Genomic DNA, 16,361 nt, shown 5'->3' on the forward strand with positions numbered 1-16,361 from the left:
TCCTTCCTACCGCAAGTTTCCCAGTCGCGGCTTGATGGCGTTTTCTAACCGCACCATGGCATCCACCAGGCTCTGTTGGATTTCCGGCCATCGTTCTCGATCAGAGCGATAACCTCCGTCGAGTATGAGTAGGATAAAGGTGCTTTTTCGATTGGCCTTGCGATCCCAAATTAAGGGAGCACCGAAGTCGCTTTCGATCCGTTCACGATCCGCTGCCAATGCTTCGTATGCTTGCGGATTGTCGTCGATGCAAAGCTGCACGGCGGAGTCTTGCAGCCGTATTTTGTAGTCGAGATGGATACCTCGATGTCCGGTTGATCCGCCAAGCCAGTTGTCTTTCGATGGGCTGCGTCCAGCATGCAGATCGGTGTGTTGAGCGGCGAGTTCGAGCAGCTGTTGCCAAAATTCCAGCCGCTCATCGTGGCGAACGATGCGCTGCTTGCGTTCAGCCTGCCGCTTGACGCCGATCTGTGTTTGGTAGCTGGCCGTTTCCGGGAGAGGAATGATCTGCTGGGCGTCAACTAGAACGGTGCCGTCGGCAAGCCGGTATGGCTGAAGCCGCACGCACCGGATGTCGATGTCGCGGTCCCGGAGCCACAGGACAGCTGTGGTCAGTTCCTTGCTGAAATTTGCAGACGCCAGGATGATGCGTGTGTCTTGGCCGAACTGATCTTCATCGGGGCCGTCCCATCCGAGGAACTTCAGGATCGCAGCCTGTGCATCATCGTGATCCGGTTGTGCGGGATTGATGAAGCGCGCGTGGGTTTCCACTAACTGCTCGAAGGTCATGGCTGAGATCATCGCCGCATAGCGCAGCGCCTGAAGCTCCATGTGCCCGCCATCTTCGGTGCGCTTGAGTTCGACCACCACCAGATTGGCATCACTGTCTATGCACAGCAGGTCGATCCTGCGCGAACTGTCGATCCAGTCGCCGAATTCTTCGGCAATCACCATCAGGCTCGCGTCCAGCACGGTGATGTTCGCTTTGATCAGCTGCTGGATGTGTTTGCGCTCGTGGATGTTCTCCGCGGTGAAACTTGTTGCGGAGACGGGGACGAGCTCTTTTTCAGTCAGGGCATAGATCGCCATTACCTGTCGAACTCCTTCCCGCCGGTGCTCATGGTGTAGGCGAAGTGCAGGTAAGGCAGGCGCAGGATGATGCGCTCGGTCGGAGCCTGTCCCATGGCCATCCCGCGGCACATCAATGACACGCCGCCTGTGCGTTCGAGGCAGAGCGCGTCGGCCGAGTTGAAGAAGGGCTCACCGCTTTCACGCCACACGATGGCCGTGGCACCGTCTGGGAGCGCGCCGATGGGCTGCACGGTGTAGAAGCCGCAGAAGGCGTAGAACAGCGCCAGAAACGCTCCTGTGCCGATCAGCCACCATTTGGCCTTGCTACCTTTACCCTGCGTTTCATCACGGCTGGTCGAGGTCTCTACGTCGCTCATGCGGCCTCCATTTCGTGTTGCTCGACCAGCCCGCGCACGTCGATCTTGCCGGTGACGGCGGCGGAGATCAGCGCGGCGCGACGTTCTTGCAGTAGCGAGATAGCTGCTTGGGCTTGCTCTTCGAGTTCACGGAAGGTCGCCACTTGCGCTGCCAATTCAGCGAGGATTGATTTCTGTTCTTCGACTGGGGGAATGAGGATCGGCATTTCTGCTACATCGGCGAGGCTTAATTGCACCTTTGTTCCGCCGTATGCTCGAAGGTCGAAATGTGTGCGCCCAATGATTGAGAGGGCAACATGACCCAACCATTCTGAAATCGGGGAATCTGCCACGAGCCTGCAAAGTGCAACGTGCTGGCTGATATATGCCTCTTCAATTGTAGGCGGCACCACAGCGACTGACCCCAAATATGCGGTGATGGAAAACAATAAATCGCCGGGTAAAAGGCGGGCACGAGAACCTTCAGTGTTTTCAGGGATAGCGACCCGCTGCTCATCCGTCATGTCGAGCTGAATTGAGTCTCGTGTGAGGTTGCCAATGCGGATGAACAACGGCCCCTCGTCAGCGTAATAATCGCCCCAGCCTCGCGAACCGCTGGTAATGAACTTTGTCACAAACTTCAGTCGTGAAAGTTCCCAATGGGCAGGGATGTCGCCAAGCCATTCGATGCCGCTGTCTTTCATGGGGGCGCCGGGGTCGAGACCCTTGGTGACAGCGTGCGAGATGACCGCCTGCCGCTTCTCCTTCAGCAGCGCGATCAGCAGCTCCTGCTCCGCCACCAGCGCATCGATCTTCGCCGTCTCACGGTCGAGGAAGGCGGCGATGGCTTCCTGTTCTTCGATTGGAGGGACGCCAATTTTCATGAGCTTCAGGTCATCCCAGCCAATAGCAGCGCGATGGGCCAAGATCCCGTTCCCAAACGACTGCGCTACTTCGCGAAAACCGGGGTTGTCGAATATCCAACGCAAGTAGCGGAGGCTTCGCGGCTCGGACGGCTCAAGCACTACGTATACGGGGCTGCAAACGCCGTCGTGCGTTGAAACGCCGAAGGCACCTATCCCGAAGTTCATGCTGTTGATGACGAAGTTTCCAGCTTTCACCAGTTTGCATTTTTCGAGGTCATCGGGCTTCTTGTTGCCCATCTCACCTTTCTCGGCGTAGGGCATCACTCCGCGCCCAGCCACGAGAGACAGGTAATTCTGGTCGAGCGCGCCGACGTTTTTGTCTTTCAGCTCCTCGAATTGGCCTCGAAGAGGCTCAAGTGACCAGTGTTTCGGTATGTCGCCGAGCCATGCCGCATCGCTTGGCTTGTATTCGCTGTAGGCTGAAAGGCTCACGCAGCCATATCCTTCAGCAATGCGCGAATACGATCAGATACTTCAGCCAGCTCCGCGTCGATCTTGTCCAGCGGGCGCGGCGGCTCGAATACATAGAAATGCCGATTGAACGGGATTTCGTAGCCGACCTTGGTCTTAGCCTTGTCGATCCATGCATCGGATGCGTGCGGCTTCACCTCGCGCTCGAAATAGGCGTCAACGTCCTCGGTCAGCGGAACATTCTCGGTGTCGCGCAATGAACTGTCGGCCTGCACCTTGCCCTTTGCTTTGCCGCGCTGTCCGAGCACCGCCTTGCCTTGCGCGTCGAGCTCCGGTCGCTCGACCGTGATGGTTTGGTAGCCGAAGCTTGTGTTGTCGAAGATGCGTGAAAGCGGTGCCAGCTTCACCTTGCCGCCGTCCGGCGCGGTGGGGCCAGCTTCACCCTCTCGCACGATCTGCCGAATGGCCTCTTTGCCCTCCGCGTCCAGCACTGTTGCCAGTTCTGCCTCGACAAACGCGCCGAACAGCTGTGTCACCTCGGCAATCTGGTCGTCGCTCATCTGCTTGCGTTTGCTGCCAAGCGATTTGCGCATGCGCTGCCAGAAGCTGCTGGCGTCAATCAGCTGCACCTTGCCTTGACGTTCTGCTGGCTTCTTGTTCGACAGGACCCAGACATAGGTGGCTATGCCAGTGTTGTAGAACATGTCAGTCGGCAGCGCGATGATGGCCTCGACCAGGTCATTCTCCAGCACGTAGCGCCTGATCTCGCTCTCCCCGCTACCAGCCGCGCCGGTGAACAGCGGAGAGCCGTTGAGCACGATGCCGAACCGGCAGCCGCCTTCTGCCTTGGGACGCATCTTCGACAGCAAGTGCATGAGGAACAGCAGCGAGCCATCTGAAACTCGCGGCAGGCCGGGGCCGAAGCGACCGGCATGGCCCAGCCGCTGGTGTTCGTCCTTCACCTCCTTCTGCACTTTCTTCCATTCCACGCCGAAGGGTGGGTTGGAGAGCATGTAGTCGAAGGTCTGGCCGGGATGACCGTCATCGGAGAGCGTATTGCCCTGCACGATCTTGGTGATGTCCTGACCCTTGATGAGCATGTCGGCCTTGCAGATCGCGTAGGATTCCGGGTTCAGTTCCTGCCCCGACATGGTGAGATGCGCCTGCGGGTTGTGCTCGTGGAGGTATTCCCCCGCAATCGAGAGCATACCGCCGGTGCCCGCCGTTGGGTCATAGATTGTGCGCACGACGCTGGGCTTAGACAGCACGTCGTCATCTTCAACGAAGATCAGGTTGACCATAAGCCGGATGACTTCGCGCGGGGTGAAGTGCTCACCAGCCGTCTCGTTAGAGATTTCCGCGAAGCGCCTGATCAGTTCCTCGAAGACGAGCCCCATCTGGTTGTTATCGACGGTGCTGGGGTGGAGGTCGATGCCGGCGAACCGCTCGGTAACCTGATAAAGCAGGCCGTTCTTGGCGAGCCTGTCGATCTGCGCGGCGAACTCGAACTGCTCGAAGATGTCGCGGACCTCCGGCGAGAATCCCTGGATATAGCTCAGAAGGTTGGTGGCGATGTTGTCCTGATCGCCGACGAGCTTCACGAGATCGAGCGGGCTGCGGTTGAAGAAGGTGGTCTGCGATGCGCGCAACAGCATTGGGTCGGGGTGGCCCTTGCCAGCCACTTCGAGCACAGCTTCCTTGGTGGGAGCGAGCACGCAGTCGAGGCGCCGAAGCACCGTGAAGGGCAGGATGACGCGCCCGTATTCAGATTGCTTGTAGTCGCCGCGCAGTAGGTCCGCGACCGACCAGATAAACGCCGAAAGCGATTGATGATTCACTGCTTTCCCCTTTGCAGGGGTTAGTGCCGCACCGCGAAGTCATCGGCAAGGCAGTATTCCATGTGGACCACCGCGATACTGGGAGCAGCGACGAAGAAAAGCTTGTCGTGAAATGGAACACCAAAACACGACAAGCTCGATTCAGTAATACGCTGCTAGTCCTTAAGCGACCAGCCGCCCTTGTTGAAGACCGCGAGGCCGGCCGGGTCGAACTCCAGCGGGCGCTGGCAGACCCCGCAGCGCCTCGTTCTTCAAGCCGATCGCGCCACCATGGATGCGGAATATTCTCGCTGCACCTCCCCTCAGTTCAACTCACTTGCACTGGATTGAAGCTACGGCGTCTGCGATGAGCAAAGCCAATGAAGCAATCGGTAGCGTTTTGTCTGCTTCTCCAAGAAGAGCGCATGCCCAACTCGCAAGCGACGTATATCAACTAGTGCGAATATTCGATCAGGCGCTGAACACAACTCCAACAATCGCTATGAAAACCAGTGCAGCAACTGCAACCAGGCGTGGAGTCGCCGCGTCGTCTACGATGTCTGAGCTTTCGAGAAAGTTTTTCTCCATGGACAGCTGTTCTTGGTGGATAGCGTTATTGCGCTGGAAACGCTTGACTTCTCTATCATGAGCACTTCGCAAAGCTTCTTCAAGACTATCATAGGTCTGATCGTTGAAAACGAAGCATTCGAAGACTTCATTTCGCGTGATACCGTAGCGATCGACGAGCCATAGGCGATACTTGTCTGACTGCAGATTCCGTTCCTCATCGAAGTTGCGCTTATCGTGTGAAAGCGGCTCTGTGTCATCGCGAGATACGTGCTTCCCGAAAACGCCCAGAAGAACGCCACAGAAGGTAATGAGAGCGGCAACTATAAGATGGTTTTGCCGCCGGTTCATTAATTCGAGGTTTGCAACCTCGTGACCACCGACGAAACCCACCCCGGCAATGTAATGGCTATCTGTTCTTACGCTCACATCCATGTTGAATGCGAAAAGAATATAAATCAAACCGCATACAGCCAGCGCAGCGCCTATTTGCTTCATTTGAATGAGCCCCCATTTCCAACTCCTTCTATCTCTGAATCGGAGTTTAGCAAGGGCGGAGATACGTCGAGCCACCTTCACCACTCGGCCCTTCGGTCGCGAGATCGCATTGCCACAAAGTGACATTTCCTTCGACCGCGGAGAGAAACAAGACATGCTGGTAGAAGTATAGGTATTGGCAAGCGCGACTTGGAAGGGCCTGGGGCTATTGCCTGACTTCGTGCCGCCAACCACCGAGCCCCACCGGGGATCGTCAAACTCAACCGTCATTTCATGCACGCCCGGCGCAATCTCCTGGACAGTGTGAATGGGCGCATACCAGCGAAAGAGCGCATAACGCCCTTTCGCGCTCCAATTGTCTCCGCGGCGCTGAAAGAACAGCGAAACCGTGCCAGGCAGATGAGGATGCTCCTGTGGGACAAAATGCGTGCCAGGATCGGCGTCGACGCGGTAGCGAACCTTTATGCGCGAAGCTTCTGCAAGCGAACCCGGATCGAACGTGATGTAGTGAACGTGTCCAGCTTCTTTAGTGCTGTAAGGAAAGTCGAAGGCCCATCCATTTCTCGTCGGCTGCGGTCTCAGTGGCATGCCTACTGAGTAGTTCTCACCGCGGATGACCGGTCCAATTTCCCACTTAGCGGCCGGAGGAATAGCTGTAGCCCCCGCAGCCGTCGCGACCAGAGCAAGTGCGGCGAGTGTGAAGATGTTTCTCATGGTGCAAAGATAGTTTGATGTCCTGCCTACTGCCTGAACGAGACGTTTAGTCACTCCGACATCACTGAGCACCGACGAGACCCGGTCGAAAATACGCAGAACCCGCTTGGCCTGATGACTACCGAACTACTGTTAAAGGCGATGGGCGCAATCGATCAGCGGCGCCTTGATCTGCTGAATCCATGCGCTTGCGATAGACTGTCAAAAATGACCGAGTAGGGATCAGCAAGCTAGAAAGCGCCACTGCTTCACGCCGCAGAAAGGAAAGGCTCATCGCCGCACGTTGGCGGCTTACCTTTTCTCAAGAGCTGCGGCTTCGAATAACAACGTCTTCGTCGGACCTCGTTGCGATGCAAGGGCATGGATTCAACGAACCTTCGGCGATCGGCGCCCTCCGGATGGAGAAGGTCCGCGGCTTCTAGGACTTCCGGTTTCCCAGAAACCGGAAGGTTTTCGCTCGCTGGGAAGCGGACGTGAGTGATGCAAGCAAGTCGATCGAAACCGGCTTCCCATTCAACCATCGGCGCAAAGCCGAGCGAGGGATATCTCCACCTAGAGAAGCCGACGGCTCGGTTCGAACTCGAGCGACTAGGCTTCCAATGCCTTCGTTCGATTATCGCACGCTGTGGCAGATTGTGTAAGCGCTTTTACGTCTCCACTCGTCGAAAGCGGGGGGGGGTCATACAAGAGCGGCATAGGTGATGCGCCTTCTTGCGTTGACGACCTATGTAGACGTGTCTACCTGCCTCGGATGGCAGGGAATAACGAAGACTACCTTCGGCGTCTCAAGCAAGATGGGCGCAACGATCTCCTGGAGCAGATCGAGGCTGGCGAACTCAGTATCTACGCGGCGGCTCTGATCATGGGGTATCGCAAGCGTAGAACAGCTCCATCACGCGCTGACCAGATTACATATCACTGGACCCGAGCAAGCGCGGCCGAGAAGAAGCTATTCCTCAAGCGCAACTTTCAGAGCGTCACGCCGATGGTGCAGAAGATCATCGCTGAGCATCACGAGAAACAGGCCAAGAAACCCGCCGAATAGGCGAAAGTCCTGCCCGACATACAACTCCGTGTGTCGTATAATGGTGTATCTAAACCACTGTTATAGGACGACAAATGGCCAAGGTCCCGAATAATTGCACTATCAGCGAAGCAGCCGAGATCTGGATGCGCCGCTGCGAACTCGAACAGCTCGAACGCGCTACGCTTCATTCCTATCGCGGCCACGTGAAAAACCACATCGAGCCGAAGATAGGACATCTGCTGCTCAACGAACTGAGCGCGCCGGACGTCCGTGAGTTTCTCGATGCGATGCTACAGGACAGCACGCGCGCGATGGCAAGCTGTCGCTCATCTCCAGGCGTGCCACGGGATGAGCGAACGGCGGGCGTGCAGTGTCATTGATGCCGATCGCAAGAGCGTGCGTTACCGTTCCACGCGGGACGACGATGCCGAGTTGCGCGAGAAGCTGCGCGAGCTGGCCAACCAGCGTCGGCGGTTCGGCTATCGGCGTCTACATATCCTGCTGCGTCGGGAGGGGATCATGATCAACCGGAAGAAGACCCAGAGGCTCTACAAGGAGGAAGGGCTGGCGGTCAGGCGACGACGAAGCCGCAGGCGTGCTGTTGGCACGAGGGCACCAGCTCCGGTGCTGGCGCTGCCGAACCAGCGCTGGAGCCTCGACTTTGTGCACGACCAGATGGCGTCAGGCAGGCGGTTCCGGGTGCTCAACGTGGTCGATGATGTGACCAGGGAGTGCCTGGCAGCGGTGCCGGACACCTCGATCTCCGGTCGCCGCGTGGTGCGTGAACTGACCGAGCTGATCGCACAGCGGGGCAAGCCGGGCATGATCGTCAGCGACAATGGGACAGAGCTCACGAGCAATGCCGTGCTGGCATGGTGTGGTGAGATCGGCGTGGAGTGGCATTACATCGCCCCAGGCAGGCCGATGCAGAACGGCTATGTCGAGAGCTTCAACGGTCGCATGCGCGACGAGCTACTCAACGAGACGCTGTTCCTGAGCATGGCCCATGCCCGTGTCGAGATCGCGGCCTGGGTGGATGACTACAATCGGGAGCGACCACACTCATCCCTTGGCTACGCAACACCGGCGGCGTTCGCCGCCGAACTGGATAAGCAATGGCCTGCTTCGCTACGCCCTTCGGGCTCCGCTACGCAGCCCATTGCTTCAACCGCGCTCATGCGCAACAACGCGGCTAGGCTCTAATCCCAGCTGGGGGAAAGCTGGGGGTCACGTCATATCCGATTTCCACTTGCGCACCGTCCTTTGACGCCTTCTCGCTGAATGAGACGTATCGGGCCGGTGCAAGGTGCTGATACCTGCCATCAACCTCTCCAGAGAAATGCCATGCCGGCTGATCGCAGCTAAATGTGATTGTCCAGCCCCCTTTGGGATTCGCGAAATATCCCTCAAGGCAGTGACCAGATCCGGGAAATTGGACAGGGTTATATTCAGTGCCTTCGATACGGACGTTTAGGCAAATCGTCTGAAGGTATTCTCCTTGCGCGCCGGTAAGCCCGAATTCTGCTTCATTCGTGGTGCATTGGTTTTCTGGGCTTTTTGTCACTATCCACCGTCTGGGTTCAAAAGTGTCTTCGACCCAGGCTCCATCCTTCCATGAATAGCCCCGTGCAGAATTTCCCTCACACAATAATGTATAGGCTTCTAGAGGTTGCGGCAATTCTTCGGCGAGCCCAGGCGCCGCGATCAAGAAACCAAAAAGACCAACCCGTCGCATAAGTCTCCTTTCTTTGCGCGGAAGAGCTGTCTAGCTTCCGAGCTCATCTCGTATGCGCTAGAAGCAACTTTCTGAATCGATAGCAAAATTGGCGGTTTTTTATAGTGAGTGACCTTAAGCTTTTCCAGAACCAGAACGGTTCCATGTGCGAGCTGGAGAGCTCCTCAGCGCCGCTGGAGAAAGCGCTTCAGACGCAGTTCGAGACGAACCTCGATACCCTGCTTGGCGTGCGCTTCCTCGCCAGCGAATACGCCACCTCACATGGCGGGCGTATGGATACGCTTGGGATCGACGAAAATGGCTATCCCGTCATCATCGAATATAAGCGCGACCGCTCCGAGAATGTCATCAACCAGGGCCTCTTCTATCTTGACTGGTTGATGGACCACCGCGGCGATTTCGAGATCCTCGTGCGAGATCGTTATGGCAAGCAAGCCGCTGAAGCGATCGAGTGGAGAGCGCCGCGCCTCATCTGCATCGCTGCCGATTTCACAAAGTATGACGAACATGCCGTCAAGCAGATGGGCCGCAACATAGAACTGGTGCGCTATCGCAAATTTGGCGACGATCCGTTTCGGAATTTCGATTGCAAGCAGGCCAATGCAGCCTTGACCGGCACCCCGCAATTCCATATTTCGATATTTATCGAATCGTTGGAGAAAAAGATGCAAGCCGATCGGGTCATCCGCGCACTTTCCGCGCTGGCGCAGGAGCACCGCCTCGCAGCATTCCGATTGCTCGTGCAGGCAGGCGAACAGGGCGTTGCTGCCGGGGTGCTGGCTGAAAAACTCGACGTCCCTGCATCCTCGATGAGCTTCCACCTGGCGCAGCTCGCCAATGCAGGACTGGTCACGCAGCGGCGCGAAAGCCGGTCGATCATCTATTCGGCCGACTATGCCGCGATGAACGGCCTGATGGGCTATCTCACCGAAAATTGCTGTGGCGGCATGTCGTGTTCGGAAGACCCTGCCTTCGCTTCAATACCCGAAAGAGAGAGCGCCCGATGAAACGTTTTCATGTGCATGTCGGCGTAACCGACATCGATAGGTCCGTAGCCTTCTATTCAAGCCTTTTCGGTGCCCGGCCTTCCGTGGTGAAGGGCGACTACGCCAAGTGGATGCTTGAAGATCCCCGCATAAACTTCGCTATCTCGATGCGCGAGGATGCAACCAAGGGCGTCGAGCATGTCGGCTTGCAGGTCGAGGACAAGGCCGAACTCGAAGAGGTCTACGGCCGTCTGAAGGCTGCCGACCGTCCCGTTTTAGAAGAAGGCGCGACGACGTGCTGCTATGCGCAGTCGGAAAAGAGCTGGATTGCCGATCCCGACGGCGTGGTGTGGGAAGCCTTCATGACCGATGGCGAGAGCACGACCTATGGCGGCAGTCCCGACCTCGGCCAGCTCGCTTCCGCCAACGCCGCATCGAGCGCCTGCTGCGCGCCGCAGATGGCGTCCCCCAAGAATTCCTGCTGTTGAGGTCATCCATGTCAGGCCGACCGCTGAACGTGCTGTTCCTGTGCACCGGCAATTCTGCACGCTCGATCCTGGGCGAGGCAATCCTCAACCATGACGGTGCAGGCCGCTTCAAAGCCTACAGTGCCGGGAGCAATCCCACCGGTGAGGTCAACCCCTGGGCATTTCACACGCTCGATAGGCTGGGTTATCCCGCCGGGGGCTATTCCTCCAAGAACTGGACGGAGTTTGCCGAAGGCCCCGAGTTCGACCTGATCTTCACCGTTTGCGACAGTGCGGCGGCCGAGAGCTGCCCGGTCTGGCCGGGGCGTCCGACCTCGGCGCATTGGGGTATTCCCGACCCGGCAGCGGTCGAGGGAAGCGATGCGGAAAAGGCGGCTGCCTTCCTCGATGCTTTCCGGATGCTCAAGCGGCGCATCGACCTGATGCTGGCGCTGCCTATCGCCAGCTTGGATCAAATCGCCTTGCGGGACCAGTTGCAGGCCATCGGCTACGAGGCGGACGATAAATGAGCACAGTCACTTCCGACATCGATGCCGGCGCGGCAGGACTGGGCCTGTTCGAGAAATGGCTCTCGGTCTGGGTTGGCGGGGCGATCCTCGGCGGGATTGGTCTTGGCAACCTCGCGCCGGATGCGTTCGCCGCCCTCGCGGCTTTCGAATATGCCTCGGTCAATCTCGTCGTTGCCGTGCTCATCTGGGCGATGATCTTCCCGATGATGGTCGCAGTCGATTTCAGTGCGGTGCGCCGGATCGGTGACAAGCCGAAAGGCCTGATCATCACCCTGACAGTCAACTGGCTTATCAAGCCGTTCACCATGGCAGCGCTCGGCGTGCTGTTCTTCGAAGTGGTCTTTGCCGACCTGATCGCCCCCGCCGATGCCCAGCAATATATCGCAGGTCTCATTCTGCTGGGGGCTGCGCCCTGCACGGCGATGGTCTTCGTCTGGTCGCAGCTCACCAAGGGCGATCCGGCCTATACGCTGGTCCAGGTTGCAGCGAACGACCTGATCATGATCGTGGCCTTCGCGCCGATCGTCGCACTGCTGCTCGGGGTGACCGACATCGCGGTGCCGTGGGAGACCTTGCTGCTCTCGGTCGCCCTCTATGTGGTCGTGCCACTGGGGGGAGGAGCCATCGTCCGCCATCGTTTGCTTGCGGCGCATGGCGGCGATGAAGCGGCGGTCACAGAATTTACGGGACGCATGAAGCCGCTGTCGATCATCGGGCTTCTGCTGACGGTGCTGTTGCTCTTCGGCTTCCAGGCGGAAACGATCGTGGCACGGCCCCTGCTGATCGCGCTGATCGCGGCGCCGATCATTGTTCAGAGCTACGGGATTTTTCTGATCGCATACGGCTGGGCCAAGGCGTGGAAGGTGCCGCACGCGGTAGCCGCCCCGTGTGCGCTGATCGGCACTTCGAATTTCTTCGAACTCGCCGTGGCCGTGGCTATCGGGCTTTTCGGACTTGGAAGCGGTGCCGCACTGGCAACGGTCGTGGGTGTTCTGGTCGAGGTTCCGGTAATGCTGTCCTTGGTGGCGATTGCAAACCGGTCGCGGCGCAGCTTCGCGCCCGGGTGATTCAAAAGCAGGCCGGGTGCTTACCTCGGCGGAATGCAAGCCCGCCGCGCGCGAGAATGCGGTTGACGGCGGGCGGGCTTAGCTGCTCCCTTCGGGGCAATTCCACCGGACAGGATGCCCCATGACAGATCTGAAACTCGAATCGCTCACCGTGCATGCCGGGTGCGAGCCCGACCCCGCGACCAATGCGCGGATCACGCCGATCTACCAGACGGCCAGCTACGTCTTCGACAGCGCCGAGCATGCCGCGGACCTGTTTGCGCTCAAGCAGTTCGGCAACATCTATTCGCGGATCATGAACCCCACCAACGATGCGCTCGAGAAGAAGATCGCGGCGCTGGAGGGCGGGGTCGGCGCGCTGGGCGTTGCCAGCGGCCATGCGGCGCAGTTGGTCGCCTTCCACACGCTGATGGAACCGGGGTGCAACATCGTCGCGGCGAAGAAGCTCTATGGCGGCTCGCTCAACCAGATGGGCGAGGCATTCCGCAAGTTTGGCTGGGAAACGCGTTTCGTCGATGCCGACGATCCCGCCAATGTCCGCGCGGCGATGGACGACAAGACGCGCTGCGTCTTCGTCGAGAGCCTCGCCAATCCGGGCGGCGTGGTCACCGACATCGCGGCGATTGCCGATGTCGCGCATGATCACGGCGTCCCGCTGATCGTCGACAACACGATGGCCACGCCGATGCTGTGCCGTCCGTTCGAACACGGCGCGGACATCGTGACGCATTCGACGACCAAGTTCCTCAACGGCCACGGCAATGCGGTCGGCGGGGTGATCGTGGATTCGGGCAAGTTCGACTGGAAGGCGGCAGGGGACAAGTTTCCCAGCCTGACGCAGCCCAACGGATCCTATCACGGGGCCGTGCTCGTCGATGCGCTGGAGCCCATCGGGCCGATCGCCTTCATCACGGCCTGCCGCGTGCTTGGCCTGCGTGACCTGGGGCCGGCCATGGCCCCGCAGAACGCATGGCTGGCGCTGACCGGGATGGAAACGCTCGCGCTGCGCATGGAACGGCACTGCGCCAACGCGCTCGCCGTGGCCGAATGGCTGGAGAACCATGAGCAGGTGGCATGGGTGTCCTATGCCGGGCTCGAGACAAATGCCTACAAGCCGCTCGCCGACAAATATCTCGGCGGCAAGGGCGGGGCGGTGTTCACCTTCGGACTGAAAGGTGGCTACGACGCCGGGGTGAAGCTGGTCTCGCAGGTCGAGTTGTTCAGCCATCTCGCCAATATCGGCGATACGCGCTCGCTGATCATCCATCCCGCCTCGACCACGCACAGCCAGCTGGGCGAGGCCGAGCTGGTCGCCGCGGGAGCGGAGCCGGACGTGGTGCGCATCTCGGTCGGCATCGAACATGTCGACGATATCATCGCCGATCTGGACAAGGCGCTGCAGAGCCTCTGACGAACCACGCGGCCGCTGCGGCGGGGAGGGGGAGCGCTCCTTCCCGGCGGCGGGCCATCGGCGAGAATCGGCGCCGCGCGGGGGGCCAGGCCGGGTCCCGCCCCGCATGCTCTGGGCGCGCCATGTGATCCGTATTTCGCCGCGCGGGGACGCGGGTGTCATGGCGGCCGCCGTGCCCCGCGTTGGCGCGCGATTGATGGCGTGCCCGTCTAACATATTCAATTATATCGATTGTCGTGAACGATATTCCGCGTTTCGTTCTCTTCCCTTCTGCTGCCACCAGCCCGCGACACAGTTCAATCGAGCGGCGCGCTGGTGCGCCGCGGGTAAAAGGGAAAATGAATGTCCGCCAAGACTGCTTCCATTACATTCGCACGTTGCACCGCCCTGCTGGCGGGGATCTCGTCGCTGGCCACGGCCGCCGCCGCGCAGCAGCTCGCGCCGCAGGAGGCGCAGGTCGCATCGCGCATGCAGACCGCCGAGCGCGTCGAAGTCGTCCCGATGAGCGTGATCGAGACGCCGACGGGCGCGGCCCCGATCTACCGCCGCGACAATGGCGCGCCGGTGGGTGACAACCGCAATTCGAAGACCGCCGGCGACATGGGGCCGGTGCTGCTCGAAGACGCGCATCTGATCGAGAAGCTGGCGCGGTTCGACCGCGAGCGCGTGCCGGAGCGCGTGGTCCACGCCCGCGGTACGGGCGCCAAGGGCATGTTCCGCGCCACTGCCGACATTTCGGACTACAGCATGGCCAGCCTGTTCCAGCCGGGCAAGGAAACGCCTGTGTTCGTGCGCTTTTCCAGCGTCATCCATGGCCATCTGAGCCCCGAATATCTGCGCGATCCGCATGGCTTCGCGACCAAGTTCTACACCGACGAGGGCAATTGGGACCTGGTTGGCAACAACCTGCCGGTGTTCTTCATCCGCGACGCCATGCAGTTCCCCGACATGGTCCATTCACTCAAGCCCGACCCGGTGACCAACCGGCAGGATCCCAACCGCTTCTTCGATTTCTTCAGCCATGTTCCCGAAGCGACGAACATGCTGACGCATCTCTACACCAATCTCGGCACGCCCGCGTCATACCGTGAGATGGACGGCAATGGCGTGCACGCCTTCCGCCTCGTCAACGACGAGGGCGAGCAGGTGTTCGCCAAGTTCCGCTGGATCAGCGACCAGGGCGTGAAGAACTATACCGCGGCGCAGGCCAAGGAAGCGGGCTTCAATTACCTGACCGACGATCTCTACGGCGCGATCTCGCGCGGTGACCACCCGAGCTGGAACCTGATGATGCAGGTCCTCCCCGTCGCCGAAATCGGGTCGCTCGACTACAATCCGTTCGACGACACCAAGGAATGGCTCGACCGTCCGTGGATGAAGATCGGCGAGATGACGCTCGACGAGGTGCCGGAGAACTTCTTCGAATGGACCGAGCAATCGGCTTTCGCGCCGAGCAACATGGTCCCGGGTATCGAGCCTTCGCCCGATCGCATGCTGCAGGGCCGGCTGTTCTCCTATGCCGATACGCAGCGCTACCGGGTGGGTGCCAACCTGTTCGATCTCGAAGTGAACGCGCCGCGCGTGGCCGAAGCCGGCGACGGGCCGCTCAACAACAACCAGAACGGCCAGCTCAACCGTTCGGGCCGCGAAAGCCACGTCAACTACTTCCCCTCGGCGATGGCTCCCAAGCAGACCCCGGCTCGGGCGCGCTATTCGAACTACGAGATCATGGCGATGGTCGATCAGAAGCAGATCGAGAAGACGCCCGATTTCGAGCAGCCCGGCATCTTCTGGCGGTCGCTGTCCGAAGCCGACAAGGCGCAGCTCATCGCCAATCTGTCGGGCGACCTCGGCCAGGTCGTGTCGGACCGCACGCGGACGATCATGGTGAGCTATTTCTACCAGGCCGATCCCGAATACGGCACGCGGCTGGCCGGAGCGGTCGATGTGGCCATGCCGGACGTGATGCAGGCCGTGGCCGAATTCAACGCCGCGGCGCCGCAGACCTTCCCGAGCCCCTGACGCCACACTTCGCGGCACCGCGTCCAGCCTCTGCGGGCAGGCGCGGTGCCGCCACACCTTCCCCCCACGAAAGACCAATCCCATGATGACATTCACGACGCGGCTACTGCCGCTGGCGGCGCTGGCCTGCGCGGCGATGCCGCTGCAAGCTCAGGAACATGCGCACGCCCATGCCCACGGGCATGAACACCCCCAGCCTGCGGAAGAGGGCGCAACCGCGGCTTCGGCCGAACTTCCCGGACCGGATCGCGCGCAGGCGCTGCTGTTCGATGCCGCGCGGCTAAACCGGCTCGATCTGGTCGACGGCCTCATCAAGCTGGGCGCCGATCTCGACGCGACGAACGAGCAGGGCTTCACCCCGCTGATCCTCGCGGCCTATGCCGGTCACGGCGAAATGGTCTCGGCACTGGTCGAAGCCGGCGCGGATCCCTGCAAGCCCGGCGATGCACGCGGCAATACGGCGCTGATGGGTGTCGCCTTCCGCGGGCATGATGCGATCGCCAGCCAGCTGATCGCCACCGGCTGCGATATCAACGCGACCAATGCGATGGGCCAGACCGCGCTGATGATGGCGGCGATGTTCGGCCGCGAACGCCAGATCGACCTGCTGCTGGCGGCGGGCGCGGATGCCGGGGTGGTCGATCTCCAGGGCAACACTGCGGCTTCGGTCGCGCTGGCACAGGGCAATGAGGCCGTGGCCGCGATGGTCGGAACGCCGCAGGCGAAATAAGCGCGTCAAGGCGCCCGCCGCCTGCG

At 60.0% G+C, this 16,361-nt stretch carries 14 protein-coding genes and 1 pseudogene; 10 read left to right on the forward strand and 5 right to left on the reverse strand.

Translation table 11 applies throughout. The features are described 5' to 3' along the window. Positions 1–6: 6 nt before the first annotated feature. The 5 genes from WKH79_RS02250 to WKH79_RS02270 form a co-directional block, all read right to left on the reverse strand. Positions 7–1,089, reverse strand: coding sequence for a DUF4268 domain-containing protein (locus tag WKH79_RS02250; RefSeq protein WP_341859473.1), 1,083 nt, complete (start codon positions 1,087–1,089; stop codon positions 7–9). Next, positions 1,089–1,448 (reverse strand): hypothetical protein, encoded by a 360-nt coding sequence (locus WKH79_RS02255; protein ID WP_341859474.1) that lies wholly within the window; start codon positions 1,446–1,448, stop codon positions 1,089–1,091. Before WKH79_RS02255 ends, WKH79_RS02250 begins: the two co-directional genes overlap by 1 nt. After that, positions 1,445–2,785 (reverse strand): restriction endonuclease subunit S, encoded by a 1,341-nt coding sequence (locus WKH79_RS02260; RefSeq protein ID WP_341859475.1) that lies wholly within the window; start codon positions 2,783–2,785, stop codon positions 1,445–1,447. The genes WKH79_RS02255 and WKH79_RS02260 overlap by 4 nt, the downstream gene beginning before the upstream one ends. Then, entirely contained in the window at positions 2,782–4,602 is a 1,821-nt protein-coding gene (locus WKH79_RS02265) for a class I SAM-dependent DNA methyltransferase (protein ID WP_341859476.1), read from the reverse strand. The genes WKH79_RS02260 and WKH79_RS02265 overlap by 4 nt, the downstream gene beginning before the upstream one ends. Before the next feature lie 450 nt (positions 4,603–5,052). Next, entirely contained in the window at positions 5,053–6,360 is a 1,308-nt protein-coding gene (locus WKH79_RS02270; RefSeq protein ID WP_341859477.1) for a hypothetical protein, read from the reverse strand. A 751-nt stretch (positions 6,361–7,111) separates the two neighbouring features. Between WKH79_RS02270 and WKH79_RS02275 the strand changes: the two genes are divergently transcribed. The 10 genes and pseudogenes from WKH79_RS02275 (at position 7,112) to WKH79_RS02320 (ending at position 16,335) form a co-directional block, all read left to right on the forward strand. After that, positions 7,112–7,405 carry a hypothetical protein gene (locus WKH79_RS02275; RefSeq protein ID WP_341859478.1) on the forward strand — a complete coding sequence of 98 codons (294 nt, stop codon included), beginning with the start codon at positions 7,112–7,114 and terminating at the stop codon, positions 7,403–7,405. Between the two features lie 74 nt (positions 7,406–7,479). Further along, a complete protein-coding gene (locus WKH79_RS02280; protein WP_341859479.1) occupies positions 7,480–7,767 on the forward strand; it encodes a hypothetical protein in 288 nt (95 codons plus the stop codon). Continuing rightward, a pseudogene (locus WKH79_RS02285) lies at positions 7,694–8,590 on the forward strand (IS3 family transposase); the annotation flags it as partial. The gene WKH79_RS02280 and the pseudogene WKH79_RS02285, both read left to right, overlap by 74 nt. 1,197 nt (positions 8,591–9,787) lie before the next feature. Further along, the gene (locus WKH79_RS02290) at positions 9,788–10,129 is read left to right on the forward strand and encodes a metalloregulator ArsR/SmtB family transcription factor (protein WP_063512438.1); all 342 of its coding nucleotides are present in this window, start codon (positions 9,788–9,790) and stop codon (positions 10,127–10,129) included. Next, positions 10,126–10,596 (forward strand): ArsI/CadI family heavy metal resistance metalloenzyme, encoded by a 471-nt coding sequence (locus WKH79_RS02295; RefSeq protein ID WP_160767109.1) that lies wholly within the window; start codon positions 10,126–10,128, stop codon positions 10,594–10,596. Before WKH79_RS02290 ends, WKH79_RS02295 begins: the two co-directional genes overlap by 4 nt. An 8-nt stretch (positions 10,597–10,604) precedes the next feature. Further along, on the forward strand, positions 10,605–11,105 hold the full coding sequence (locus WKH79_RS02300; RefSeq protein ID WP_341859480.1) for an arsenate reductase ArsC: 501 nt from the start codon (positions 10,605–10,607) through the stop codon (positions 11,103–11,105). Continuing rightward, positions 11,102–12,172 carry an ACR3 family arsenite efflux transporter gene (gene arsB, locus WKH79_RS02305; protein WP_341859481.1) on the forward strand — a complete coding sequence of 357 codons (1,071 nt, stop codon included), beginning with the start codon at positions 11,102–11,104 and terminating at the stop codon, positions 12,170–12,172. Before WKH79_RS02300 ends, arsB begins: the two co-directional genes overlap by 4 nt. Positions 12,173–12,293: 121 nt before the next feature. Beyond that, positions 12,294–13,583 (forward strand): O-acetylhomoserine aminocarboxypropyltransferase, encoded by a 1,290-nt coding sequence (locus tag WKH79_RS02310; protein WP_341859482.1) that lies wholly within the window; start codon positions 12,294–12,296, stop codon positions 13,581–13,583. Between the two features lie 342 nt (positions 13,584–13,925). Next, the gene (locus WKH79_RS02315) at positions 13,926–15,605 is read left to right on the forward strand and encodes a catalase (RefSeq protein WP_156488974.1); all 1,680 of its coding nucleotides are present in this window, start codon (positions 13,926–13,928) and stop codon (positions 15,603–15,605) included. A gap of 82 nt (positions 15,606–15,687) precedes the next feature. After that, positions 15,688–16,335: an ankyrin repeat domain-containing protein gene (locus tag WKH79_RS02320; RefSeq protein ID WP_233996593.1), complete on the forward strand. Its 648-nt coding sequence runs from the start codon at positions 15,688–15,690 to the stop codon at positions 16,333–16,335. Positions 16,336–16,361: the final 26 nt, after the last annotated feature.

The sequence above is a fragment of the Qipengyuania sp. GPGPB31 genome (assembly GCF_038396345.1).
Classification (GTDB): Bacteria; Pseudomonadota; Alphaproteobacteria; order Sphingomonadales; family Sphingomonadaceae; genus Qipengyuania; species Qipengyuania citrea.